Annotated in this window: 22 protein-coding genes, 1 tRNA gene and 2 pseudogenes; 21 read left to right on the top strand and 4 right to left on the bottom strand. The window is 44.1% G+C overall.

What is annotated here, in order from left to right:
* From FHQ23_RS12510 to arcA, 3 genes are all read left to right on the top strand, one after another.
* Positions 1–276 (top strand): hypothetical protein (locus tag FHQ23_RS12510; protein WP_267963624.1); only part of this gene is annotated, 276 nt, incomplete at its 5' end.
* 16 nt (positions 277–292) lie between these two features.
* Positions 293–1,882 carry a peptide chain release factor 3 gene (gene prfC, locus FHQ23_RS05410; protein WP_139613401.1) on the top strand — a complete coding sequence of 530 codons (1,590 nt, stop codon included), beginning with the start codon at positions 293–295 and terminating at the stop codon, positions 1,880–1,882.
* Positions 1,883–2,130: 248 nt separating this feature from the next.
* Positions 2,131–2,844 carry a two-component system response regulator ArcA gene (arcA, locus tag FHQ23_RS05415; protein ID WP_139613402.1) on the top strand — a complete coding sequence of 238 codons (714 nt, stop codon included), beginning with the start codon at positions 2,131–2,133 and terminating at the stop codon, positions 2,842–2,844.
* 109 nt (positions 2,845–2,953) lie between these two features.
* On the opposite strand, the gene crr is transcribed toward arcA, so the two are convergent.
* From crr to rsgA, 4 genes are all read right to left on the bottom strand, one after another.
* Positions 2,954–3,454, bottom strand: coding sequence for a PTS glucose transporter subunit IIA (crr, locus tag FHQ23_RS05420; RefSeq protein WP_139613403.1), 501 nt, complete (start codon positions 3,452–3,454; stop codon positions 2,954–2,956).
* 68 nt (positions 3,455–3,522) lie between these two features.
* The gene (gene ptsI, locus FHQ23_RS05425) at positions 3,523–5,250 is read right to left on the bottom strand and encodes a phosphoenolpyruvate-protein phosphotransferase PtsI (RefSeq protein ID WP_139608777.1); all 1,728 of its coding nucleotides are present in this window, start codon (positions 5,248–5,250) and stop codon (positions 3,523–3,525) included.
* 121 nt (positions 5,251–5,371) lie between these two features.
* The gene (gene ptsH / locus FHQ23_RS05430) at positions 5,372–5,629 is read right to left on the bottom strand and encodes a phosphocarrier protein Hpr (protein WP_034613710.1); all 258 of its coding nucleotides are present in this window, start codon (positions 5,627–5,629) and stop codon (positions 5,372–5,374) included.
* A 316-nt stretch (positions 5,630–5,945) separates the two neighbouring features.
* A complete protein-coding gene (rsgA, locus tag FHQ23_RS05435; RefSeq protein ID WP_139613404.1) occupies positions 5,946–7,004 on the bottom strand; it encodes a small ribosomal subunit biogenesis GTPase RsgA in 1,059 nt (352 codons plus the stop codon).
* Between the two features lie 72 nt (positions 7,005–7,076).
* Between rsgA and orn the strand changes: the two genes are divergently transcribed.
* The 18 genes and pseudogenes from orn to FHQ23_RS05520 all read left to right on the top strand — a co-directional run bounded on the left by orn (position 7,077) and on the right by FHQ23_RS05520 (position 23,571).
* Positions 7,077–7,625, top strand: a complete 549-nt coding sequence (orn, locus tag FHQ23_RS05440; RefSeq protein ID WP_139613405.1) for an oligoribonuclease — start codon at positions 7,077–7,079, stop codon at positions 7,623–7,625.
* A 343-nt stretch (positions 7,626–7,968) separates the two neighbouring features.
* Positions 7,969–9,387, top strand: a complete 1,419-nt coding sequence (tnaA, locus tag FHQ23_RS05445; protein ID WP_139613406.1) for a tryptophanase — start codon at positions 7,969–7,971, stop codon at positions 9,385–9,387.
* A gap of 98 nt (positions 9,388–9,485) precedes the next feature.
* Positions 9,486–10,700, top strand: a complete 1,215-nt coding sequence (locus tag FHQ23_RS05450) for an aromatic amino acid transporter (RefSeq protein WP_139613407.1) — start codon at positions 9,486–9,488, stop codon at positions 10,698–10,700.
* A 189-nt stretch (positions 10,701–10,889) separates the two neighbouring features.
* Positions 10,890–10,965, top strand: a tRNA-Gly gene (locus FHQ23_RS05455).
* Positions 10,966–11,110: 145 nt separating this feature from the next.
* The gene (gene tsaE, locus FHQ23_RS05460) at positions 11,111–11,608 is read left to right on the top strand and encodes a tRNA (adenosine(37)-N6)-threonylcarbamoyltransferase complex ATPase subunit type 1 TsaE (protein WP_139613408.1); all 498 of its coding nucleotides are present in this window, start codon (positions 11,111–11,113) and stop codon (positions 11,606–11,608) included.
* A 54-nt stretch (positions 11,609–11,662) separates the two neighbouring features.
* A pseudogene (locus FHQ23_RS12515) lies at positions 11,663–12,022 on the top strand (AMIN domain-containing protein); the annotation flags it as partial.
* 159 nt (positions 12,023–12,181) lie between these two features.
* Positions 12,182–12,847: pseudogene (locus tag FHQ23_RS12520) on the top strand (N-acetylmuramoyl-L-alanine amidase); the annotation flags it as partial.
* 246 nt (positions 12,848–13,093) lie between these two features.
* The gene (gene mutL / locus FHQ23_RS05470; protein ID WP_139613410.1) at positions 13,094–14,959 is read left to right on the top strand and encodes a DNA mismatch repair endonuclease MutL; all 1,866 of its coding nucleotides are present in this window, start codon (positions 13,094–13,096) and stop codon (positions 14,957–14,959) included.
* A gap of 49 nt (positions 14,960–15,008) precedes the next feature.
* Complete coding sequence (miaA, locus tag FHQ23_RS05475; RefSeq protein ID WP_139613423.1) at positions 15,009–15,920, top strand: tRNA (adenosine(37)-N6)-dimethylallyltransferase MiaA; 912 nt, start codon at positions 15,009–15,011, stop codon at positions 15,918–15,920.
* 148 nt (positions 15,921–16,068) lie between these two features.
* Positions 16,069–16,344: an RNA chaperone Hfq gene (hfq, locus tag FHQ23_RS05480; protein ID WP_139611083.1), complete on the top strand. Its 276-nt coding sequence runs from the start codon at positions 16,069–16,071 to the stop codon at positions 16,342–16,344.
* A 71-nt stretch (positions 16,345–16,415) separates the two neighbouring features.
* Positions 16,416–17,729, top strand: coding sequence for a ribosome rescue GTPase HflX (gene hflX / locus FHQ23_RS05485; RefSeq protein WP_176552255.1), 1,314 nt, complete (start codon positions 16,416–16,418; stop codon positions 17,727–17,729).
* Between the two features lie 218 nt (positions 17,730–17,947).
* Positions 17,948–18,721, top strand: coding sequence for a transcriptional repressor AgaR (agaR, locus tag FHQ23_RS05490; protein WP_139613412.1), 774 nt, complete (start codon positions 17,948–17,950; stop codon positions 18,719–18,721).
* Between the two features lie 106 nt (positions 18,722–18,827).
* Positions 18,828–19,988, top strand: a complete 1,161-nt coding sequence (locus tag FHQ23_RS05495; RefSeq protein WP_139613413.1) for an SIS domain-containing protein — start codon at positions 18,828–18,830, stop codon at positions 19,986–19,988.
* Positions 19,989–20,014: 26 nt separating this feature from the next.
* Positions 20,015–20,491, top strand: a complete 477-nt coding sequence (gene agaV, locus FHQ23_RS05500) for a PTS N-acetylgalactosamine transporter subunit IIB (RefSeq protein WP_139613414.1) — start codon at positions 20,015–20,017, stop codon at positions 20,489–20,491.
* An 11-nt stretch (positions 20,492–20,502) separates the two neighbouring features.
* Complete coding sequence (agaW, locus tag FHQ23_RS05505) at positions 20,503–21,276, top strand: PTS N-acetylgalactosamine transporter subunit IIC (protein WP_132968144.1); 774 nt, start codon at positions 20,503–20,505, stop codon at positions 21,274–21,276.
* A complete protein-coding gene (agaE, locus tag FHQ23_RS05510) occupies positions 21,266–22,114 on the top strand; it encodes a PTS N-acetylgalactosamine transporter subunit IID (RefSeq protein WP_139613415.1) in 849 nt (282 codons plus the stop codon). Before agaW ends, agaE begins: the two co-directional genes overlap by 11 nt.
* A 58-nt stretch (positions 22,115–22,172) precedes the next feature.
* Complete coding sequence (gene agaF, locus FHQ23_RS05515) at positions 22,173–22,610, top strand: PTS galactosamine/N-acetylgalactosamine transporter subunit IIA (protein ID WP_139613416.1); 438 nt, start codon at positions 22,173–22,175, stop codon at positions 22,608–22,610.
* Between the two features lie 13 nt (positions 22,611–22,623).
* Positions 22,624–23,571 (top strand): tagatose 1,6-diphosphate aldolase, encoded by a 948-nt coding sequence (locus FHQ23_RS05520; RefSeq protein WP_139613417.1) that lies wholly within the window; start codon positions 22,624–22,626, stop codon positions 23,569–23,571.
* Positions 23,572–23,574 lie beyond the last annotated feature (3 nt).

Genomic DNA, 23,574 nt, shown 5'->3' on the forward strand with positions numbered 1-23,574 from the left:
GATATATTGTTAAAGAACATTCACAACCACTCGCTTCAAATCAGAACGCTGCGTCGTTGTGAGGTGCGCATTATAGACATTCAGGAATTCTTTGCAACCCCTTTTTCTCACTTTTTTTCTGTTTTTTATCAAACGGTGGTTTTTTATACCAAGTCTGGACAAAAACTATTTTTTAATATCAATCGTAGTCTTTATTTCTGCCACGACAATGATTCAATTGTTTTTAAGCAACAGATCAGCGACAATATTAGACTTAACCATTTATTAACTTACTAGAGCCTATTTACATACAATGTCATTAAATCCATATCCACAGCAAGTCGATAAGCGCCGCACTTTTGCGATTATCTCGCACCCCGATGCGGGTAAAACCACCATCACTGAAAAAGTTCTACTTTACGGAGAAGCGATTCAGACTGCCGGTACCGTGAAAGGACGTGGTTCTGGTCAACATGCAAAATCTGACTGGATGGAGATGGAAAAACAACGTGGTATTTCAATCACCACCTCTGTTATGCAATTTCCCTATAACGATTGCTTGGTCAATTTGCTTGATACTCCCGGACACGAAGACTTTTCGGAAGACACTTACCGCACTTTGACTGCGGTTGACAGTTGTTTGATGGTGATCGATTCTGCCAAAGGGGTGGAAGAACGAACTATTAAATTGATGGAGGTCACACGTTTACGTGATACACCGATTTTGACCTTTATGAATAAGCTCGACCGTGATATTCGAGATCCGATGGAGCTATTAGACGAAGTCGAAAACGTGTTAAACATTCATTGTGCACCGATCACTTGGCCTATCGGCTGTGGCAAATTATTTAAAGGGGTTTATCATCTTTATAATGATGAAACCTATCTTTATCAAACCGGCCAAGGTCATACCATCCAAATAGTCCGCACTATCAAAGGCTTAGATAATCCTGAATTGGAAAGTGCGGTCGGCAGTGATTTAGCCCAGCAACTGCGTGATGAACTAGAATTGGTGCAAGGTGCATCCAATCCATTTGATCTAGACCTATTTTTACAAGGTCAACTCACACCGGTCTTTTTTGGCACCGCATTGGGTAATTTTGGGGTGAATCACATGCTGGACGGCTTAACACAATGGGCTCCTCGTCCACAACAGCGACACGCCGATCTGCGTGACGTTTCCCCTACGGAAGATAAATTGAGCGGATTTGTATTTAAAATTCAAGCCAATATGGATCCCAAACACCGAGATAGAGTTGCCTTTATGCGGATTGTTTCTGGAAAATATGAAAAAGGCATGAAAATGCACCATGTACGAATCGGCAAAGATGTGGTGATTTCCGACGCACTAACGTTTATGGCTGGTGATCGCAGCCACGCCGAAGAGGCCTACGCCGGCGATATTATCGGCTTGCATAATCACGGCACAATTCAAATCGGTGATACCTTCACCCAAGGTGAAAAATTAAAATTCAGCGGCATTCCCAACTTTGCGCCAGAACTGTTCCGTCGTATTCGCTTACGGGATCCTTTAAAACAGAAACAATTGTTAAAAGGATTAGTACAGCTCTCCGAAGAGGGGGCAGTGCAGGTGTTCCGTCCGTTGATGAACAATGATTTAATTGTCGGCGCTGTCGGCGTATTGCAATTTGATGTAGTCGTTGCCCGTCTGAAAAGCGAATACAACGTAGAGGCTATTTATGAAACGGTTAATGTCTCTACCGCACGTTGGGTTGAATGTGCTGATGTGAAAAAATTTGAAGAATTTAAGCGTAAAAACGAACAAAATTTAGCCTTAGACGGCAGCGATAATCTGACTTATATCGCCCCAAGCATGGTAAACTTAAATTTAGCACAAGAGCGGTATCCTGACGTTCAATTCTTCAAAACCAAAGAACATTAACGTTTGAGAACATATCGCATCATTTTAATACTCATTTTTAACTGTTTTAGGCATCATCGCAGCAAGAAATGATGACCTAAGTCAAACTTTAGTTGAGAATGGTGCGCTTTTTATTTTCTTTATGTTATAGTTACGTTGCAATTCTGCAATTAATATTTTATTTTGTTTATCAAAAGTAAAATTCGCTGTCTTAAAATTGCATACCTTAAGACAGTTTATAGTCCTTGTGATTTTATAGGTAAAAATAAATGCGTATTCCTAAAATCCTTATCGTCGAAGATGAAGCAGTTACTCGCAACACGCTAAAAAATATTTTCGAAGCCGAAGGCTACGAAGTGATGGAAGCCTCTGATGGCAATAAAATGCATACGATTCTATCTAGCCACTCTGTCAATTTGGTGGTGATGGATATCAATTTACCCGGAAAAAACGGGCTAATGCTGGCACGCGAACTACGTGAAAACGCCAATACTGCACTGATGTTTCTGACCGGACGCGATAATGAAGTCGATAAAATTTTAGGATTGGAAATTGGTGCTGACGACTATATTACCAAACCATTTAATCCACGTGAACTCGCTATTCGTGCCAGAAATCTACTGCAACGTACTATGTCAGAAAAAGATCAGCCGGTTTCTCACGAACATGTTGATCAATATCGTTTTAATGGCTGGATATTAGACATTAACAGTCGCACTTTAATTTCTCCTGAAGGCGAAAATAACAAACTACCGCGCAGCGAATTTCGTGCCTTGCTACACTTCTGTGAAAATCCAGGAAAAATTCAAACCCGTGATGATTTGTTGAAAAAAATGACAGGACGTGAACTCAAACCGCATGATAGAACCGTAGATGTGACCATTCGGCGTATTCGAAAACATTTCGAAGCCAATCCAGATACACCGGAAATTATCGCGACAATTCACGGCGAAGGCTATCGTTTCTGCGGTGAATTAGAATAGGGTCTGTTGATCTTTGTTTATAATTTGAGCTATAGACCCTAAACTCAGACCGCACTTTGGATATAAAAAAACCGAGCATTAACTCGGTTTTTTCACAATGTCAATCAGCTTATTTTTTTAGTTTCAAGATAACGGTTTCACCCAATACAACCGTACCACTCGATTTCTCAATGCTGCTGATTTCATCCATATTCGAAATAACAACCGGCGTTAATACTGATTTGGCTTTTGCTTCCAACAGGGCTAAATCAAACTCAATAATAGTGTCGCCTTTTTTCACTTCCTGACCTTCTTCCGCAATACGGACAAATCCTTCGCCTTTAAGCTCAACAGTATCGATACCAAAGTGAACAAACAATTCAACACCGTCTCTGGACTCCATTGAAAATGCGTGGTTGGTTTCAAAAATTTTACCAATCACCCCATCAATCGGCGCAACAATCTTATTTCCAATTGGACGAATAGCAATACCGTCACCTACGATTTTTTCAGAAAAAACAACATCCGGTACATCTTCGATATTGACAATTTCACCAGACAACGGCGCATAAATTTCAACCTCAGCCCCTTTATTGTCTTTTGAACCGAATAGTTTATCAAATAAACCCATTTTACATTCTCCTCATTAAATCCATCAAAACAACAGTATTATGTTACCCGAAATTTCTTAATTTGTATCTAGTTTAAGCCATTTTCGGTTAAAAAAGCAGAAACTTTTGCTTCGATGTCTGCCGCGGTCGGCTGTTCCAGTACTTCTTCAGCCAAACGTTGCACATCTTTAAAATTGACGCTACGAATCAATTTTTTGATTCTTGGCACTGAAATTGCACTCATGCTAAACTCGTCAAGTCCCATACCAAGCAGCAGCAATGTTGCATTTTCGTCCCCGGCAAGCTCACCACACATACCGGTCCATTTGCCTTCCGCATGAGAAGCATCAATAACTTGTTTAATCAAATTCAATACTGATGGCGTCATTGGATTGTATAGATGGGAGATCAACTCATTACCACGATCAACCGCTAAGGTGTACTGAGTTAAATCATTAGTACCAATACTGAAGAAATCGACTTCTTTTGCCAAGAACTTAGCATTGACGGCTGCCGATGGTGTTTCGACCATCACCCCGATTTGAATATTTTCATCAAATGCTTTGCCTTCGTTGCGCAACTCTTGTTTTAGCTCTGCCACCACCGCTTTTAAGATTCTGATTTCTTCCACTGAAATAATCATCGGGAACATCACGGCTAATTGACCAAAAGCCGAGGCACGCAAAACCGCTCTTAATTGTGCGTTCAGAATCTCACGTTTATCCAAAGCAATCCGGATTGCACGCCAGCCCAAGAATGGATTCATCTCTTTTGGTAAATTGAGGTAAGGCAGCTCTTTATCACCACCAATATCCATAGTGCGTAACACGACTAATTTACCTTCCATCGCTTCCACGACTTCTTTATAAGCATGAAATTGCTCTTCTTCACTTGGCAGTTGATCGCGATCCATGAATAGGAATTCTGTGCGGTATAGCCCGACACCTTCGGCACCGTTACGGTGAGCACCGTCAATATCACGAATGGTACCAATATTTGCGCAAACTTCTACCCGATGCTCATCTAATGTCAACGCCGGCAAATCTTTCAATTTTGCCAATTCGGTTTTTTCTGCGGCAAGTTGTTGTTGTAAATTTTTTACATTTTCCAGCTCGTTTTGCGTAGGGTTAACCAGTACTTGGTTATTCACCGCATCTAAAATCAACATATCGCCACTGACAATGGACTTGGTGGCAATATTGGTGCCTACAATCGCTGGAAGCTCTAATGAGCGAGCCATAATCGAAGTATGTGAAGTCCGACCACCGATATCAGTGATGAAACCCAACACTTTATCCAAGTTCAGCTGTGCGGTTTCAGACGGCGTCAAATCATTGGCAACTAAGATAACTTCTTGATTGATTTCACCTAAATCGATAATATGCATACCTAAAATATTTTTTATCAAGCGGTTACCGATATCACGAATATCGCCGGCCCGCTCTTTTAAATACTCATCATCAATTTCTGCCAACATCGAAACCTGTTGATCAATCACGCTACTTGCCGCAAAATCAGCCGTCATTTGTTCATCACGAATCAACGCAATAATCTCTTCTTCCAGCTCTTCATCTTCCAGAATCATCAAATGACCGTCAAAAATAGCGCCTTTTTCTTCGCCGAGTGTTCTGGTCGCTTTCTCTTTAATTGCCGTCAACTGTTCTACCGCACTTTCGCGACCGGTATAAAAGCGCTGAATTTCAGCGTCGATTTGAGATTCAGCAATGGATTTTGTATTTAACACAATTTCTTCTTCTTTTAAAACCAACGCCTTTCCGAAGACAATCCCTGGTGAAGCCAAAATACCTGAAATCATAATAAAACCTTTTCTTGGATAAAATTACCGAAGCGAATAGCCAACTATTCGCTGTTCATATTACGTTTGATTGCAGCCATGCGTTTTCACCGAGTTATACGGTGAAAGATCAAATAGTTTCTTATTCTAAGGTTGGAATCAATGCAACTAAATGTTCAACCGCTTTCTCTTCATCTTCCCCTTCAGCGCTGATGGTGATCACCGTGCCTTGCACCAGTCCCAGGGTTTGCAGTTTAAACAAGCTTTTTGCGCTTGAACTTTTGCCATTAGAAGTTACGGTAATATCCGAAGCAAAAGCTTTGGCTTCTTTAACAAATTGAGCAGCTGGACGAGTATGCAGGCCATTTGGAGCTGTGATGGTAACTTCTTTTGAGTACATAGTGATTTCCTTATAGAGATGAATAACATTGAATATAAATCAACATGTTGGTAACAATTACAAGTAGCGTACAAAAATACCTACCGAATATCACCAGTATTACAATTTTTTCATAATTATTTTACTGATTAAAATAATTAGTGGGGTTAGTATCAATATTCCACTTAAATAATCAAGCCATAACTGGAAAAAATATGAGTTATCGCACATTTTTTATTAAAATAAGTTCAAAAAACGAACAATTTTTACATTTTATAAACGAATTTAAACGCTATTTTAACGCCCTTTCTCGCCGTTAGAAACCGAACTCAAACCGCTAATTTGTCACAAAATGCCGCCCGGCCTTATTCTCGTCCAGCGCCACAATCAGACGGTGGTAATTCTCAAAGCGTAGCGGATGGATCTTCCCCTGCTCGACGGCTTGTTGCAGCACGCATCCTGGATCGTCCAAGTGCTTACAATCGCGAAATTTGCAGCCGCCCAAATAGGGCTGAAACTCACGATATCCGTTGGTGATGGTATTACTATCTAAGTGCCATACGCCAAATTCACGAATACCCGGGGAATCAATCACCTCGCCACCGCACTTTAAACGAATCAAACGCGAAACCGTAGTGGTATGTTGTCCCAAACCGGAATTTTCACTCACCGCACCGATTTGTAACCCTAATTGCGGTTCCAAATAGTTCAATAAACTGGATTTTCCGACACCGGATTGCCCGACAAAAATAGTACACCCTTGACTCACTAATTCAGTAAATTGTGCCATATTCTCACCTGACTGTGTTGACAACATCAACACCTTATAGCCAATATTACGATAGATATCAAAAAGTTGCTCAACCTCTTGTCGCTCATTTTTCTCGCATAAATCTACTTTATTCAACACCAGAATCGGTTCGATGCCCAAACTTTCACAAACCACCAAATAACGGTCAATGATATTGCTGGAAAAGTGCGGTAACATTGCTGACACAATAAAAATTTTATCAATATTAGCGGCAATCAATTTAATGCCATCATAATAATCCGGCCGCGACAGCACATTTTTACGTGGCTGCACCGCCTCCACCACGCCGCTAATGCCTTGTAGCTGCTGATGCCCTGCACGCCACAACACATAGTCACCAACCACTAAATTACTGACGGTACGACGTAGATTACAGCGAAAAACCTCATGATTATGACCTTCAATATCCGCATGCAGCGCATAACGTGAGATCACACGCCCTTGTTGAATCTCCCCCAGCATTTCATCTTGCCATTCCACGCTATCTCGTTTTTCTTTTTTACGCTGTTGGTAATCATTCAACGTTTTCTGCTTGTTGGATTGGATCCTGCGTTTCTGGTTTTTGGTTAGCTTTTGTTTACTCAAAAAATTCATTACCCCTGATTATTTTTACGCTAGAATAGCGCCTGAATTTGAATCATTAGGATACCTTATATTATGCAATTAGATAAACAAAATCTGATTTGGATCGATTTGGAGATGACCGGATTAGATCCTGGAAAAGAGCGGATCATTGAAATCGCCACCATTATCACCGATAAGGATTTGAATATCCTCGCCGAAGGGCCGGTACTGGCAATCCATCAGTCCGAGCAACAGCTCGCAGCGATGAGTGACTGGTGCGTCAAAACCCACACCGCCAACGGTTTGGTACAACGAGTGAAAGAGAGCAAACTGACCGAACGTACTGCCGAGTTACACACCTTGGACTTTTTAAAAAAATGGGTGCCAAAACACTGTTCACCGATTTGTGGCAACAGCGTAGCGCAAGACAAACGTTTTTTATTTAACTATATGCCTGAATTAGCAGATTATTTTCATTACCGCTATTTAGATGTCAGCACACTCAAAGAACTTGCCGCACGTTGGAAACCTAGTGTTTTAGACGGGTTTAAAAAACAAAATACCCATCTGGCACTAGACGATATTCGTGAATCCATCGCCGAACTAGCGTACTATCGGCAGCACTTTATCAATTTAGAATAATCTCTCTTTTGCTCACAAAATAATCTAATTTTATTTTGTGAGCCAGTTCTCATTGCTGTTATTTTCATCGTGACAAAAGCGCTTTTCTGTGAATACTCAATAACTGATTTTTCGTAATTTTCACCACTTATTTTGGGAAATAAATATGAAAATCTTAACCTTCACGTTAAAGACTTGGTTTAATCAAGATCACAAACTTGCCTACCCGTTTCCATAACTGCGATTCGGATAAATATCCTTTTCTCTCCAGCATACGCCAAGATTGATTTGGCGCCATTGCACTTCCTTTATTTGTTAACTCAACAAATAACGGCTTACTTTATTCTAAAAAAGGATCGTTATTATGAATCATTTTAAACATTTACCTGAACCGTTTCGTATCCGTGTGATTGAACCGGTGAAAACCACCAGTCGCGAATACCGCGAACAAGCGATTTTAAATGCCGGTATGAACCCGTTTTTATTGGACAGCGAAGATATTTTTATTGATTTATTGACCGATAGCGGCACCGGCGCCATCACGCAAAATATGCAAGCAGCCATGCTGCGCGGCGACGAAGCCTATAGCGGCAGTCGCAGTTACCACACACTAGCCGCCACCGTTAAACAGATTTTTGGTTATCAGCATACGATTCCTACCCACCAAGGACGTGGCGCCGAACAGCTTTATATTCCGGTGCTGATCCGTAAAAGAGAGCGTGAAAAGGGCGGTAAGCCGGATAACATGGTGGCGCTCTCCAATTATTTTTTCGACACCACGCAAGGTCATACCCAGATCAACCGCTGTGTTGCGAGGAACATTTATTGTGCCAATGCGTTTAATACTGATGTTTATGAAGATTTTAAAGGCAATTTTGACCTTGCCAAACTGGAGCAAGCAATTATCGAAATCGGTGCCGAAAATGTTCCCTATATTGTCAGCACCATCACCTGCAACTCTGCCGGCGGACAGCCGGTGTCACTCGCTAACTTGAAAGGCGCCTATGAAATTGCGCAAAAATATCAGATTCCGGTGGTGATGGACTCCGCTCGTTTTGCTGAAAACGCCTATTTTATTCAACAGCGTGAAGCCGCTTATACCGATTGGAGCATAGAACAGATCACCTACGAGTCTTATAAATATGCTGATATTCTGGCAATGTCTGCCAAAAAAGATGCGATGGTACAAATCGGCGGCTTGCTGTGTTTCAAAGACGACAGCCTACTAGATGTCTATACCGAATGCCGCACGCTATGCGTGCTGCAAGAAGGGTTTCCGACTTACGGTGGTTTGGAAGGTGGCGCCATGGAGCGGCTTGCTGTCGGCTTGGTGGATGGTATGCGCCAAGACTGGCTCGCCTATCGAATCCAACAAGTGCAATATCTGGTGGAGGGCTTACAAGCCGCCGGCATTTATTGTCAGCAAGCCGGTGGACACGCTGCCTTTGTCGATGCCGGAAAATTGTTACCGCATATTCCTACGGAGCAATTCCCCGCCCATGCTTTAGCATGTGAACTGTATAAAACTGCTGGCATAAGAGCCGTAGAAATCGGCTCACTCTTGCTGGGACGCGATCCGCAAACCGGTAAGCAGCACCCTTGTCCGGCGGAGCTGCTGCGGCTGACGATTCCTCGAGCAACCTACACCCAAACACATATGGATTTTATTATTGAAGCATTTCAAAAAATAAAAGAAAATATCCATAATATTAAAGGGTTAGAATTTGTGTATGAGCCATCGATTCTGCGGCACTTTACCGCACGGCTAAAAGAGGTTGATTGAACCGATTGATTGATAACCTGTTTTATTCGATAAAGTGCGGTCAGCGCAACAATCAGACCGCACTTTCACCCGATTCTTGCGTTTATGGAGTGTTACACATGAAAAAACAACCTTCTTTAATCGGCGGTTCTTGTGTTATTGCCAGCGTTTGTGTCGGTGCCGGCATGCTGGGCTTACCCAGCGCTGGCGCTGGCGCTTGGACAATTTGGTCATTAATCGCAATTACCCTGACCATGTTAGTCATGACAGTATCCGGCTGGCTGCTGCTAGAAGCCTTTAAGCACTATGATATCCGAGCCTCTTTTGACAGCGCCACCCGTGATTTATTAGGCAAAGAGATTAATTTTATCAATAATTTAGCAGTATATTTTGTCGGCTGCATTTTACTTTATGCCTACACCACCTCCTCCGGTCTAATCATCGCACAACTACTGGATATTTCCTCCAATATAGCTGCGGTTTTATTCGTGCTCATCTTCTCAGCTTTTGTGTGGTATTCCACCAAAGCTGTCAGCCGAATTTCGGTTGTGTTAATCGCATTTATGATTCTCAGCTTCATTTTTAGCATTTCCGGTATGTCACTGCATATTGACCTCAATATCTTGTTTGACCGCAACAGCCACGACAGCGACTACGCCCGTTATCTGATGGTATTGCTACCAGTCGCACTGACCTCGTTTGGTTACCACCACTCGGTTGCCTCAATGCGGATTTATTATGGCGAAGAGCGAAAAGCACAAAAAGCGATTATAGGCGGCACGCTAATCGCACTCGGATTTTATGCCCTTTGGCTGCTCAGCATTTTTGGCAATTTACCGCGCGATCAGTTTGCGCCGGTGATCGCACAAGGCGGCAACGTCGATGCTTTGTTAAACGCCCTAAGTGCGGTCATCGACTCGCAACAAGTCAGCCACGCAATCCATGCGTTCTCGATGGCGGCAATTCTCTCCTCATTTATCGGTGTCGGTCTGGGACTATTCGATTTCTTGGCAGATTTTTTCAAATTCGACAACAGCCGCAAAGGACGAAGCAAAACTTGGCTACTGACCTTTCTGCCGCCATTGGTCATGTCATTACTCTTCCCGTTCGGATTTGTGATGGTCATCGGCTATGCCGGCGCTGTTGCAACCATTTGGACTTGCATGACACCGGCACTGCTCGCCAGAAAATCGCGCCAGTTACATCCTGAAGACAGCGGTTTCAAGGTAAAAGGTGGCGATGCCACTATCTATTTGGTGATGTTATTCGGGCTATTGGTCGCAGTGTTCCATATTTTGGCGATGCTTGGCAAATTACCGAATTACCTCGGATAATGTCCTATAATCGTTTTGAATTATCAAACATCAACAGAGCCTAATAAGGCATTTTACTCTCACTCACGTTTTGTCGAGTAAAGTGCCTTAATTTCCATCAATCAAAAACTTTTTTTAAATTTAGGCTTGCAGGCAAATTATTTTTTTGTATAATGCACCCCACTGATAACGTCAGTACCTATCTTAAATGCGGGAATAGCTCAGTTGGTAGAGCACAACCTTGCCAAGGTTGGGGTCGCGAGTTCGAGTCTCGTTTCCCGCTCCAAATTTTCAAATAATGTTTATTCTACACTATCCATTTTAAGTACTGCTCACGATAAAAGTGCGGTTTTGATCGTGCATTACTGCTCAAATTCCTCTATGATTAGTGTTCCGATTCACCACTTATTTATTAATATTCATTATCCGCTATGCCGTTATTGCACAACCCAACTTACACCACCCAATTCAACAATGAAGCGCAGTTGCTTGAGTTTGCCGCACATTTAAGCCATTTGCTTACAGAATTACACGCACTAGAACAAAAGAGCGGTTTCGTTGTCTATTTATATGGCGATCTGGGTGCAGGGAAAACCACCTTCAGCCGTGGTATGATTCAGGCAATGGGACACAGCGGCAATGTAAAAAGCCCGACCTATACCTTAGTGGAAGAGTATCATTTGGCAACAGCAGCCATCTACCATTTCGATCTTTATCGTTTGGCAGATCCCGAGGAACTAGAGTTTATGGGCATTCGTGATTACTTCCAATCCGGTTCGTTACTGTTGTTGGAATGGCCGGATAAAGGAAGTGGCATGATCCCAGCAGCCGATCTCAGCCTGCGCCTGAGTTATCTGGCACAAGGACGCGAATTATCTCTGACTGCACACAGCGCTATTGCGCAACAAATTATTTGCCAACTGCCGTAAAACTACGGAAAATAGACGGCTTGACTATAAAACGACCTGACGAAAGATCATAGAATGAAAAAAACCGCTTTATTTTTAACCTACCTTTTAACATTATTATTGGGTTTAATCAGTTTTGCCGCCAATGCCGGCACGTTGACCTCAATTGAGGTCAAAAATGCGGCTAAAAGTACCAAGATCGAATTTTCTTTCTCGTTGGCAACCAAATACAGCTATTTCACACTGCAAAATCCGGAACGTTTAGTCATCGATTTTGCCAACAGCCAAAGTCATGCCAATCTACTGCCGAAAAAAATCAGCGGCAGTGTTGCCACCAATTTGCGCACCAGCAAGCCACCACGCTCGTCCACCCTGCGGGTGGTGTTGGAGCTTAGCCAAAAAAGCAATTTCAAATTTCAAAATAACGGTAAAAAAATCATCCTGTCACTGGATAATCCAGCCAGCAAAACCGCAACTGCGTCACCTAATAAAGCGACAGACAAATCGCCGAGCACTAAAGCAGAAAATAAAAATCCCAGCAGCAGTAACAATAAGCCCGTCCGCAGTTCTGCTTCACGCAGCGGAGTCTTTGTTATTGCTATTGATGCCGGACACGGCGGGAAAGATCCGGGCGCAATTGGCACCGGTCTAGGGCTACGTGAAAAAAATGTCACTTTACAAATTGCGAAAGAGTTAAAAACGTTACTCGATAAAGATGCTCGTTTTAGAAGTGTATTGACCCGCACCGGCGACTATTACATTTCAGTGCCTGACCGTTCTGAAATTGCACGTAAAAATAAAGCGAATTATTTGATTTCAATCCATGCCGACTCCAACGGTTCCTCCTCACTGCGCGGTGCTTCGGTTTGGGTGTTGTCAAACAAGCGTGCCAGCAGCGAAATGGGACGCTGGTTGGAAGATCACGAAAAACAATCAGAACTGCTCGGCGGCGCCGGTAATGTGCTGGCTTCTCATGACGAGAAATACTTGAACCAAACCGTATTGGATCTGCAATTCGGGCATTCACAACGGGCTGGTTACCAACTGGGTCAATCCATTTTGAAACGTTTCGGACGTTTTGCCAAATTGAGTAAAAATGTACCACAACATGCGAGCCTCGGCGTGTTGCGCTCACCGGATATTCCTTCGGTGTTGGTCGAAACCGGTTTTTTATCCAACCATGAAGAAGAGAATAAATTAGCGACTCCGGCTTATCGTCGCCAGATCGCCAACGCCATCTATCTCGGTCTGATCGACTATTACAACAGCAGTGGCGAAGCGGTCAGCAACAAAAGCAGCAGTAGCGCCAGCAACAGCAAAAGTGCGGTCAGCAACAACACGCCGGCTTACCACACCGTAAAAAACAACGAAACGCTGGGTGCAATTTCGATCAAGTACAATATCAAATTGCGTGAGTTGCGCCGTCTAAACAATTTAAATAACGATAATGTGCGTGTCGGGCAAAAAATTAAACTGCGCGACTAAACCAAAAAGAGTGAGATAGCCATGCCGATTCAAATTCTTTCGCCACAACTAACCAATCAGATCGCCGCCGGTGAAGTGGTAGAGCGTCCAGCTTCAGTAGTGAAAGAGCTGGTTGAAAACAGCTTGGATGCCGGTGCCGACGAGATTTACATCGAAATTGAAAATGGCGGCGCCGGGCTGATCCGTATTCGTGACAATGGTTTTGGGATTCCGAAAGCAGAATTGGGATTGGCACTATCTCGTCACGCCACCAGTAAGATCAGTACGTTAGAAGATCTGGAGGCCATTTTAAGTTTAGGTTTTCGCGGTGAGGCCCTCGCTAGCATCAGTTCGGTCTCGCGCTTGACCCTGACCTCTCGCCCACCGCAACAAGCGGAAGCCTGGCAGGTTTTTGCGCAAGGCAGGGATATGGAAACCACCGTGCAGCCTGCGGCACACCCTGTCGGCACCACCGTCAATGTTGCCAATCTGTTTTTTAATACACCGGCACGCCGCAAATTCCTCCGCACCGAAAAAACTGAATTTAATCATATCGACGAAGTGATCCGTCGGATTGCGCTGGTAAAACCACAAACTGCATTTACCCTGAGCCACAACGGCAAAGTGGTACGCCACTATCGCAAGGCAACCGATCAACAACAAAAAATTAAACGCCTAGCGGCAATTTGCGGGCAGGATTTCGTTAATCACGCCTTGCAAATTGATTGGCGTCATAATGATCTGCATCTTTATGGTTGGGTGGCAGACAGTGGTTTTTTGCGTCCGCAAAATGATCTGAATTACAGCTATGTCAACGGTCGCATGATGCGTGATAAAACCATCAACCACGCAGTACGCCTTGCCTACGGAGAACAGATTCAAACAGAAGCCTACCCGGCATTTGTGCTGTTTATCGACTTGGATCCGTCGCAAGTGGATGTCAATGTGCACCCGGCAAAACACGAAGTGCGGTTTCACCAAAACCGTCTGGTACACGATTTTATTCATCAAGGCGTATCGCATGCGCTCGCATCGGCAACCGAATTGGATTTTGCTGAACACACCAGTAGCCCGGCGACTAGCACCAATCGAGCCGCTGCCGGAGAAAATATTTTTGCTGCCGAAATGCAAAATAGTAAAAACGCAAATCTTGAAAAGCAGCAAATTGAAAAACAGCAAAGTGCGGTCGCAGAACCGACAGCCATATATATTCCTCGCGAGCAGCAAAAAGCAGCTATTCCGCCTTTTGAGCTCCACAAAACGCCTTATACCAAAGCATATGGAACAGCTTACCAAGCCTTATTACACAGCGAAAAACTAACCACTGAAACACGTTATAATCCCGTCGTTGATAAGCCGGAAACGCCACATTTGCGTTTGCTCACGTTATTAAATGCGGAGCAATTGATTCTATTACAGCAGCAGCAACAACTATACTTTGTTTCAGTCAAAGCATTACAACAGGCAAAACTTCGGCTGGCACTGACACAAAACGAAATTCAAACTCAACCGCTGCTGATTCCATTGGTGATTCACCTCAGCCCTGAACAGGCCCGACACTGGCAACAGCAACAACCGCACTTTGCCCACTGTGGTTTTGAAATCACTCAATATGGTGCAACAGAAAAAAGCCGCCTGACCCTTAGTGCGGTTCCTGTATTGTTACGCCGGCAAAACTTGCAAGCCTGTTTGGTGAGCCTATTGAATCAGCCACTTGACCGTTTTGAGGATTTTCTCAAAACATTAATGGACAGTCTCGATTTAACGCCGATGCAATCGCTGGCTGATGTCGCTAATGAACTTGCTACTGTCGAACAGCTGGCAACCAATCAAACGGAACAGATTAAACATTTGCTGCAGCCCCTCGATCTGCAACCTTATTTAACCAAGGAAAATCCGTGTGAATGACAGCAAAATCTCTGCCACCGATCATCCAAAACCGACGGCAATTTTTTTAATGGGTCCGACCGCTTCTGGCAAAACCGATCTGGCGATTCAATTGCGCCAACAACTGCCACTGGAAGTGATCAGTGTCGATTCCGCCTTGATTTATCGTGGCATGGATATTGGCACCGCAAAGCCTACGCCACAAGAGCTGGCACGAGCACCACACCGCTTAATTGATATTAAAGATCCAGCAGAAAGTTATTCCGCTGCCGATTTCCGTCACGACGCCTTGCGCGAAATGCAGCAAATTACTCAGCAAGGCAAAATACCGTTGTTGGTCGGTGGCACAATGCTGTATTACAAAGCCTTACGCGAAGGATTATCGCCATTGCCAGCGGCGGATGACAAAGTGCGGTCTAACATTGAACAAATTGCCAAACAACAAGGTTGGGCATATTTGCACCAACAACTGCAACAAGTGGATCCAGTTGCAGCGGCACGCATTCATCCCAATGATCCGCAGCGAATTAACCGTGCGTTGGAAGTGTATTATATCAGCGGCAAAAGCATGACCGAGTTGACCGAAACTGCCGGCGAAAAATTGCCTTATCGGATTTTGCAATTTGCTATCGCTCCGCAAGACCGGGCGGTATTGCACCAACGTATCGAACAACGTTTCCATAACATGATTGCGCAAGGGTTTGAGCAAGAAGTACAAAAGTTGTACCAGCGACAGGATCTCCATTTGGATTTACCCTCGATCCGCTGTGTCGGCTATCGCCAAATGTGGGAATATTTACGCGGTGATTACGATCAAAAAGAGATGATTTATCGTGGAATCTGCGCTACCCGTCAACTGGCAAAGCGGCAAATTACATGGCTGCGCGGTTGGAAATCTGAAATTCATTGGCTAGATAGCCTGAATATTTTACAGGCAAAACAAAAAATCATCCGGATTTTGCAAGAAACATCATCCCGTTAGCGCCTGCCTGATGACATTGTCAAATAAAATTGTTATATTGAAAGCAGGAGACAGACAAGACACCAAGCCGTCATTTCCTGTTCAACCTATTACGCTTGGTACACCATTATAAAAATTCACTATAACTACAAATATGAGGAATCCAACGATGGCAAAAGGACAATCCCTACAAGATCCTTACTTGAATTCACTACGCCGTGAGCGTATTCCCGTGTCGATTTATCTGGTCAACGGTATCAAATTGCAGGGACAAATCGAATCATTTGATCAGTTTGTTATCTTGTTAAAAAATACCGTCAGTCAAATGGTTTACAAACATGCGATTTCTACCGTCGTACCGGCTCGTTCGATTTCGCACCACAATAATTCGCAATCGTCTGCAACGGCGAATGACAATAAAGTCGAAAACGACGATAACCAATAGCCGTTGATGGACAAAACCATTTGATCGATAATGATAACAACAGCGCTCTCAGTGACAACAAACAGAGCGCTATTTTCGATTGTACCATCGGTGCAGCCAAAGGTGTTCGGGAGCAGTTGCTGGAAAACGAACGCGCCATTTTGGTGCATGTTTTTTTCTCACAGCAAAAAGATCTGGACAACATCGAAGAGTGTCGTCAATTGGCGGCGTCTGCCCAAGTCGATGTGGTCGAGGTACTCACTACTTCTCGCTCTGCGCCACAAGCCAAATACTATCTCGGCGAGGGCAAAGCAGAAGAAGTGGCAGAAGCGGTCAAACTGCATAATGCCGACATCGTGTTGGTCAACCATATTCTCAGTGCCGCACAAAACCGTAATTTAGAACGTTTATGCGGCTGTCGGGTAATTGACCGTACCACGTTGATTTTAGATATTTTCGCCCAACGAGCCCGTTCCCATGAAGGCAAATTACAAGTTGAACTGGCGCAACTGAAACACATTTCTACCCGTTTAATCCGCGGCTGGACCCATTTGGAACGGCAAAAGGGCGGCATTGGTTTACGTGGTCCCGGTGAAACCCAATTGGAAACTGACCGTCGCTTGATCAAAGTGCGGTTAAGCCAATTGCAGGCGAAACTGGCAAAGGTCACTCAGCAGCGCAATCTCAATCGTAGAACTCGGCAAAAAGCCGAAATCCCGACACTTTCACTGGTCGGTTACACTAACGCCGGCAAATCCACCTTATTCAATGCCCTGACCACTGCTGAAGTTTATGCTGCGGATCAACTGTTTGCTACACTCGATCCGACACTGCGCAAGCTGAATATCGACAATGTCGGCACCACTATTCTTGCTGATACCGTCGGTTTTATTCGCCATTTGCCACACGATTTGGTTGAAGCCTTTAAATCCACTCTGCAAGAAACCACCGAAGCAACGCTACTGTTGCATGTGATCGACGCCTCCGATGAACGACGCCAAGAGAACATTGAAGCGGTGAACTTGGTATTGGAAGAGATCGGTGCCGAAAACGTGCCGGTGCTGCTGGTGTTCAATAAAATTGATCAGTGTGAAAATGTACTACCGCATATCGAATATGACAATCAAAACAAACCAAGTGCGGTCTACCTTTCTGCCCAACATGGTGAAGGAATCGAGCTGCTATTGGAAGCGGTTCGGCAAAGACTTGAAAACCAAATCTTACGTTTACAATTGCTATTACCGATAACGGAAGGAAAAGTAAGACACCTATTTTATCAAAATCACTATATTCAAAGTGAAAATATTACTGAAAATGGTGAATTTTTCGTTACATTACAAGTTGATAGCAATAAATGGCAGCAACTTACCGCTCACTTTCCCGATTTAATAAACTATATTAAATAATTTTCTTTTGCTTTCATTTTCCAAATTCATTACACTCACGTCCAGTTAAAAATCACAATAAAAACGTTATCGCTATCACAAAAACAAGCTAAATTTTAGCCAAATCTGTGATTAGGTACACTTTTTATAAAAAAGCGCTTTACTTCATAAATGAAGCCATTCAAAATTGAATCGAAAGAAAACGAAAATATATTCGATTCTTTCGTAAGGGGTTGAAAATGACTAGTACTGTGGAAAGACGCTCACAAATTGTACAAATTGTGAATACTCAGGGCAGCATTCGAGTGGAAGCACTCGCACAGCTCTGCTCAGTATCCAGCGTTACTATTCGCAGTGATTTGAGTTATTTGGAAAAACAAGGCTATCTACTACGTTCACACGGCTTTGCTTTGCCTAATAACCGTATCATGCATGAATTATCCATAAAAGAGAAACGCAGCCAGCATGCTGATGTCAAAAGTTTAATCGGACAAGCTGCGGTGAAACAGATTCAAAACGGGCAATCGATTATTCTGGATTCCGGAACCACCACCAAAGAAATTGCTGCAAATATGCAGCATCTCAATGAAGTGGTCGTGATGACCAGCGGTTTGGATGTGGCGATGGAACTGGTGAGTGCCGATGGTGTTCAGGTTCGTATGCCCGGTGGGATCTTAAGAAAAAACGCACTCTCTTTTTCCGGAATTTCCGCAGAGAAAAGTTTAGAAAACTATTTTTTTGACAAAGTATTTTTAGGCGTAGACGGCTATGATTTAAAAGTCGGCATCACCACACATAACGAACAGGAAGCGAATTTGAATCGTCTGATGTGTGATATTTCGACACAAATCATCGTGGTGACTGACTCCAGTAAATTTGGCAAACGCAGCTTTCATGTGATTCGCGAGTTCAGCGGAATTGATATGCTGATTACCGACAGCGGTATTCCGCTGGAATATTTACAAGCGTTTCAGGCGCAAGGTGTAAACGTTATCTTGGCAGACATCGACTAACAAGCTGCAACCAGATACTTTCCTCAATAATATGTTTTCTTAATAGCATGGCTGGCCCCTTACCAGACACGACATCGACTTATGTCTAATCAGTTAAGGAGTTACCATGGAATATTTGGGTCTGAAAACAGAATTACTTGAACAAGCTCAAGCGTTTTGGACTGCAAAAGAGATCTGCCAGCAACCCGATTGTTGGCAACAAACAATGGCGCTGATCGACAGCCAGCGCCAAGCTATTGACCATTTTCTCGCACCGCTCTTTGAGAAAAAAGCGTTACGCATTATTTTGACCGGCGCCGGTACTTCCGCCTTTTCTGGTGAAGTGTTAGTGCCGTTTTTCAACCAATTGACCAAACATCACGCCGTAGCTATCGCCACCACTGATTTAGTCTCCAATCCTTATCAATATCTGGATGAAGAGCAACCCACATTACTGATTTCATTTGCACGCTCCGGCAACAGCCCGGAGAGCGCTGCGGCAGTGCAGTTGGTCAACCAAGTGGTGAAACACAGCTACCATTTAATTATCACCTGCAACCAAAACGGTAAACTATACCAAGATTATCATCGCTGCGAAAATGTCTATGCGTTAGCGTTGCCACCGCAAACCAATGACAATGGCTTTGCGATGACCTCCAGCTTCTCGTCGATGACGCTAGCCACTGCAATTATTTTCTTGCAACCGCACTTTGCCGCCGCGTTAGTTAAGCAAGTGATCGTCACCACAAGCCAGTTTATCCAACAGCAGCACAAACGGGTTAAAACAATTGCAGCACAAGAGGTTGAACGGATTGTTTATCTCGGCAGTGGTGGCTTCAAAGGTTTGGCACAAGAATCTGCCCTTAAGTTACTGGAGCTGACCGCCGGCGAAGTGGTTGCGATGTACGACACACCACTGGGTTTCCGCCACGGGCCTAAATCTATCATCAACGATCAGACTATCGTGATTGTTTATTTATCCAATAATCCGTATACCCGGCAGTATGATATCGATCTTTGCCAAGAAATTTTGCGCGATCAAAAAGTCAAAGAATTACTGATTTTGACCAGTAAGCCGGAGCCGGCACTGCCGCAGCATCTGCAATTTTGTTTAGACGGATTAGCCGATGAAACCGATCTTGCTTTGGCATTCCCTTATGTGGTTTTTGCCCAGATGTTTTCGTTCTACCGCTCTTTGTTAAGCGGTCACACCACCGATAATCCTTGCCCTAGCGGCGAAGTGAATCGGGTGGTGCAAGGCGTTATCATTCACCCTTATCAACCTTAACCGCTCTTTGCAGCTCAGGAGAAATTATGCCTAATATTGTATTAAGTCGTATCGATGAAAGACTGATTCACGGTCAAGTTGGCGTGCAATGGGTCGGTTTTGCCGGCGCAAATCTAGTGTTGGTGGCTAACGATGAAGTTGCCGAAGATGAAATGCAGCAGAATTTGATGGAAATGGTGCTAGCCGATGGAATCGATGTGCGCTTTTGGCCATTACAAAAAGTGATTGACAATATTCACCGTGCCGCAGACCGACAAAAAATTCTGTTGGTTTGCCGCAGTCCTTCCGACTTTCTAAAATTGGTCGAGGGCGGTGTGCCAGTGAAAAAAATCAATGTCGGCAATATGCACTTTGCCGAAGGTAAACAACAGATTTACAAAACGGTATCGGTCGATCCACAAGATACCGTAGCGTTTAAAAAGCTTCAGCAGCTTGGGGTGGAATGCTATATCCAAGGTGTTCCAACTGAAGAATCAATAGATCTATTTAAACTACTCAAATAAGGAGGCACACCATGGAAATTGGATTGCTACAATCAATTCTCCTCGGCATTATTGCTTTTATAGCGGGGCTCGACCTCTATAACGGCTTAACTCACTTCCACCGCCCCGTAGTACTCGGTCCAATCGTCGGCTTAGTCCTTGGCGATTTACAAACCGGCATCTTGGTTGGTGGTACATTAGAATTAGTATGGATGGGCTTAGCGCCACTCGCCGGCGCCCAACCACCAAACGTGATTATCGGGACTGTGGTCGGCGCAACCTTTGCGATTACCACCAAAACCGATCCAAAGGTTGCCGTCGGAGTGGCGGTACCGTTTGCCATCGCTGTACAAATGGGGATTACGTTCCTATTCTCGGTCATGTCTGCTGTGATGTCACGTGTTGACAAAATGGCGGAAGAAGCCAATCTGAAAGGCATCGATTACGTCAACTACTTCGGCTTATTGGTATTGGGAACGTTCTACTTCTTCTGCGCTTTCCTGCCGGTTTACTTCGGTGCGGAACACGCCGGTAAAATTATCGAAATGTTGCCGAAAGAAGTGATCGACGGCTTGGGCGTTGCCGGTGGCATTATGCCTGCTATCGGGTTTGCCGTCTTGATGAAAATCATGATGAAAAACGTGTATATCCCTTACTTTATTTTAGGATTCGTCGCTGCCGCTTGGTTGCAATTGCCGGTCTTGGCAATCGCCGCCGCTGCGACTGCAATGGCAATTATCGACTATATGCGTAAAGGCACTGAAACCGTTGAAGTTAAAAAACAGGAGTTTGAAGATGGAATCTAAACTGAATACTCAAACAGCGGCACAAAATGACGATGTCTATGAAGATCAAAGCATCGGTGCCGAACTGACAAAACACGATATTAATGTGATGGCATGGCGTTCACTGTTGCTACAAGCCTCATTCAACTATGAAAGAATGCAGGCGGCTGGCTGGCTATACGGACTTGCGCCGTCACTGAAAAAAATCCATACCAATAAAGCAGATTTAAGCAAATCCATGAAAGGGAATCTGGGTTTCTTCAATACCCACCCATTCTTGGTCACCTTCGTGATGGGGATTATTTTGGCAATGGAGCGTTCCAAACAGAACGTCAACAGTATCCAAAGTACCAAAATCGCAGTTGGTGCGCCGTTGGGCGGCATCGGTGATGCCATGTTCTGGTTAACCTTACTACCAATTTGTGGTGGTATCGGTGCCAGCTTGGCATTACAAGGCTCGATTATGGGCGCAGTTTTCTTCTTCGTAGTGTTTAATATCGTACACTTTGGTTTACGTTTCGGTTTGGCGCACTACTCCTACCGCATGGGGGTCGCTGCCATTCCGGTGATTAAAGCCAACACCAAGAAAGTCGGACATGCCGCTTCAATTGTCGGGATGACGGTTATCGGTGCTTTGGTGGCAACCTACATTCGCTTTAACACCACTTTGGAAATCACCGCTGGTGATGCCGTGGTAAAAGTGCAAGCTGATGTGATCGACAAATTGATGCCGGCATTCCTGCCACTGGTCTATACCTTACTAATGTACTATCTGGTCAAACGAGGCTGGTCACCGCTACGCCTGATTATTCTGACCGTCGCCATGGGTATTATCGGACGCTTTGCCGGTTTGCTGTAACAAAATAATATCGACTTTGACTGGGGGATTTCCCCCAGTCTGTTTTAAGGAGTTTTACATGATTAGTATTATTGTGCTGGGACACGGTCGTTTTGCTTCCGGCATCCAATATGCCGTCAATCAAATTATCGGGGAACAGGATAATATCGCTTTTATTGATTTTCCAGAGAGTAAAAGCCCTGCCCAACTGAAACAAGAGATTCTGACCGCACTTGAACAATTGAATCATACGCGCGGCGTACTGTTTTGCTGCGATATCCTTGGTGGCTCGCCTTTCAGAACCGCATCACTAATCGCACAGGAATTACCGATTGCTGAAGTGATCACTGGCAGCAATCTGCAAATGCTGATTGAATGCAGCATGGAAAAAGATGAATTAGCATTTGCCGACTTAGTGGAATTAGCACTGAGTAGTGGCAAACAAGGAATCACCAAACTCAGTGACGAATTAAGCCAAAGTAAACAACGCTCTGTACAGCAAGAAGATGGAATTTAAAAGGATCGCTATTATGTCAACAAGAATCGAACGCTTAAAAAAAATTTGTAACCAACAAGGCATCATCAGTGCACTGGCGATTGATCAGCGCGGCGCCTTGAAACGGATGTTAGGCGACGACATCACCCCACAACAAATCAGTGAATTCAAAACCTTAGTTTCCCAGATTTTAACCCCGTATGCCTCCTCTATCTTATTAGATCCCGAATTCGGCTGGTCAGCCGCCACTGCCAGAGACAGTGAATCCGGCTTAATGATGGCATATGAAAAAACCGGCTACGACAAAACTACCGTTGGGCGCTTCCCAGACTTAATTGATGACGTTTCAGTGCTGCGTTTAAAAGAGAAGGGCGCCGATGCAGTCAAGTTGCTGCTATATGTTGATGTCGATGAGCCAGATTGCATTAATGATCGCAAAAAGGCCTTTGTCGAGCGCATCGCCTCTGAATGCAAAGCCGAAGAAATGCCACTGTTCTTAGAAATTTTAACCTATGATGCTAACATCGAAGATGAAAAAGAGTATGCCAAACTGAAGCCGCGCAAAGTGATCGAAGCGATGCGCAGCTATGCCGATCCAAAATATGGCGTGGATGTGTTCAAAGTCGAAGTGCCGGTCAACATGAAATATGTCGAAGGCTATGCCAAAGACGAAGTGCTTTACAGCCAAGCTGAAGCCGCTGCTTATTTTGCCGAGCAAAGTGCGGTGTCACCACTGCCGTTTATCTTCCTCAGCGCCGGGGTCTCCGCTGAACTGTTCCAACAAACACTGGTTTTCGCCAAACAAGCCGGCTCCCATTACAACGGCGTGTTATGTGGTCGTGCCACTTGGGCAGACGGTGCCAAAATTTACAAAGCACAAGGCAAAGCCGCCTCAATCGAGTGGTTGAAAACCCAAGGCATGCAAAATATTCAAGAATTGGATGAAGTGTTGCAGCAAAACGCCACCCCGATTTCATTCTAAATA

It is taken from the genome of Testudinibacter crocodili, assembly GCF_006228025.1.
GTDB lineage: Bacteria > Pseudomonadota > Gammaproteobacteria > Enterobacterales > Pasteurellaceae > Chelonobacter.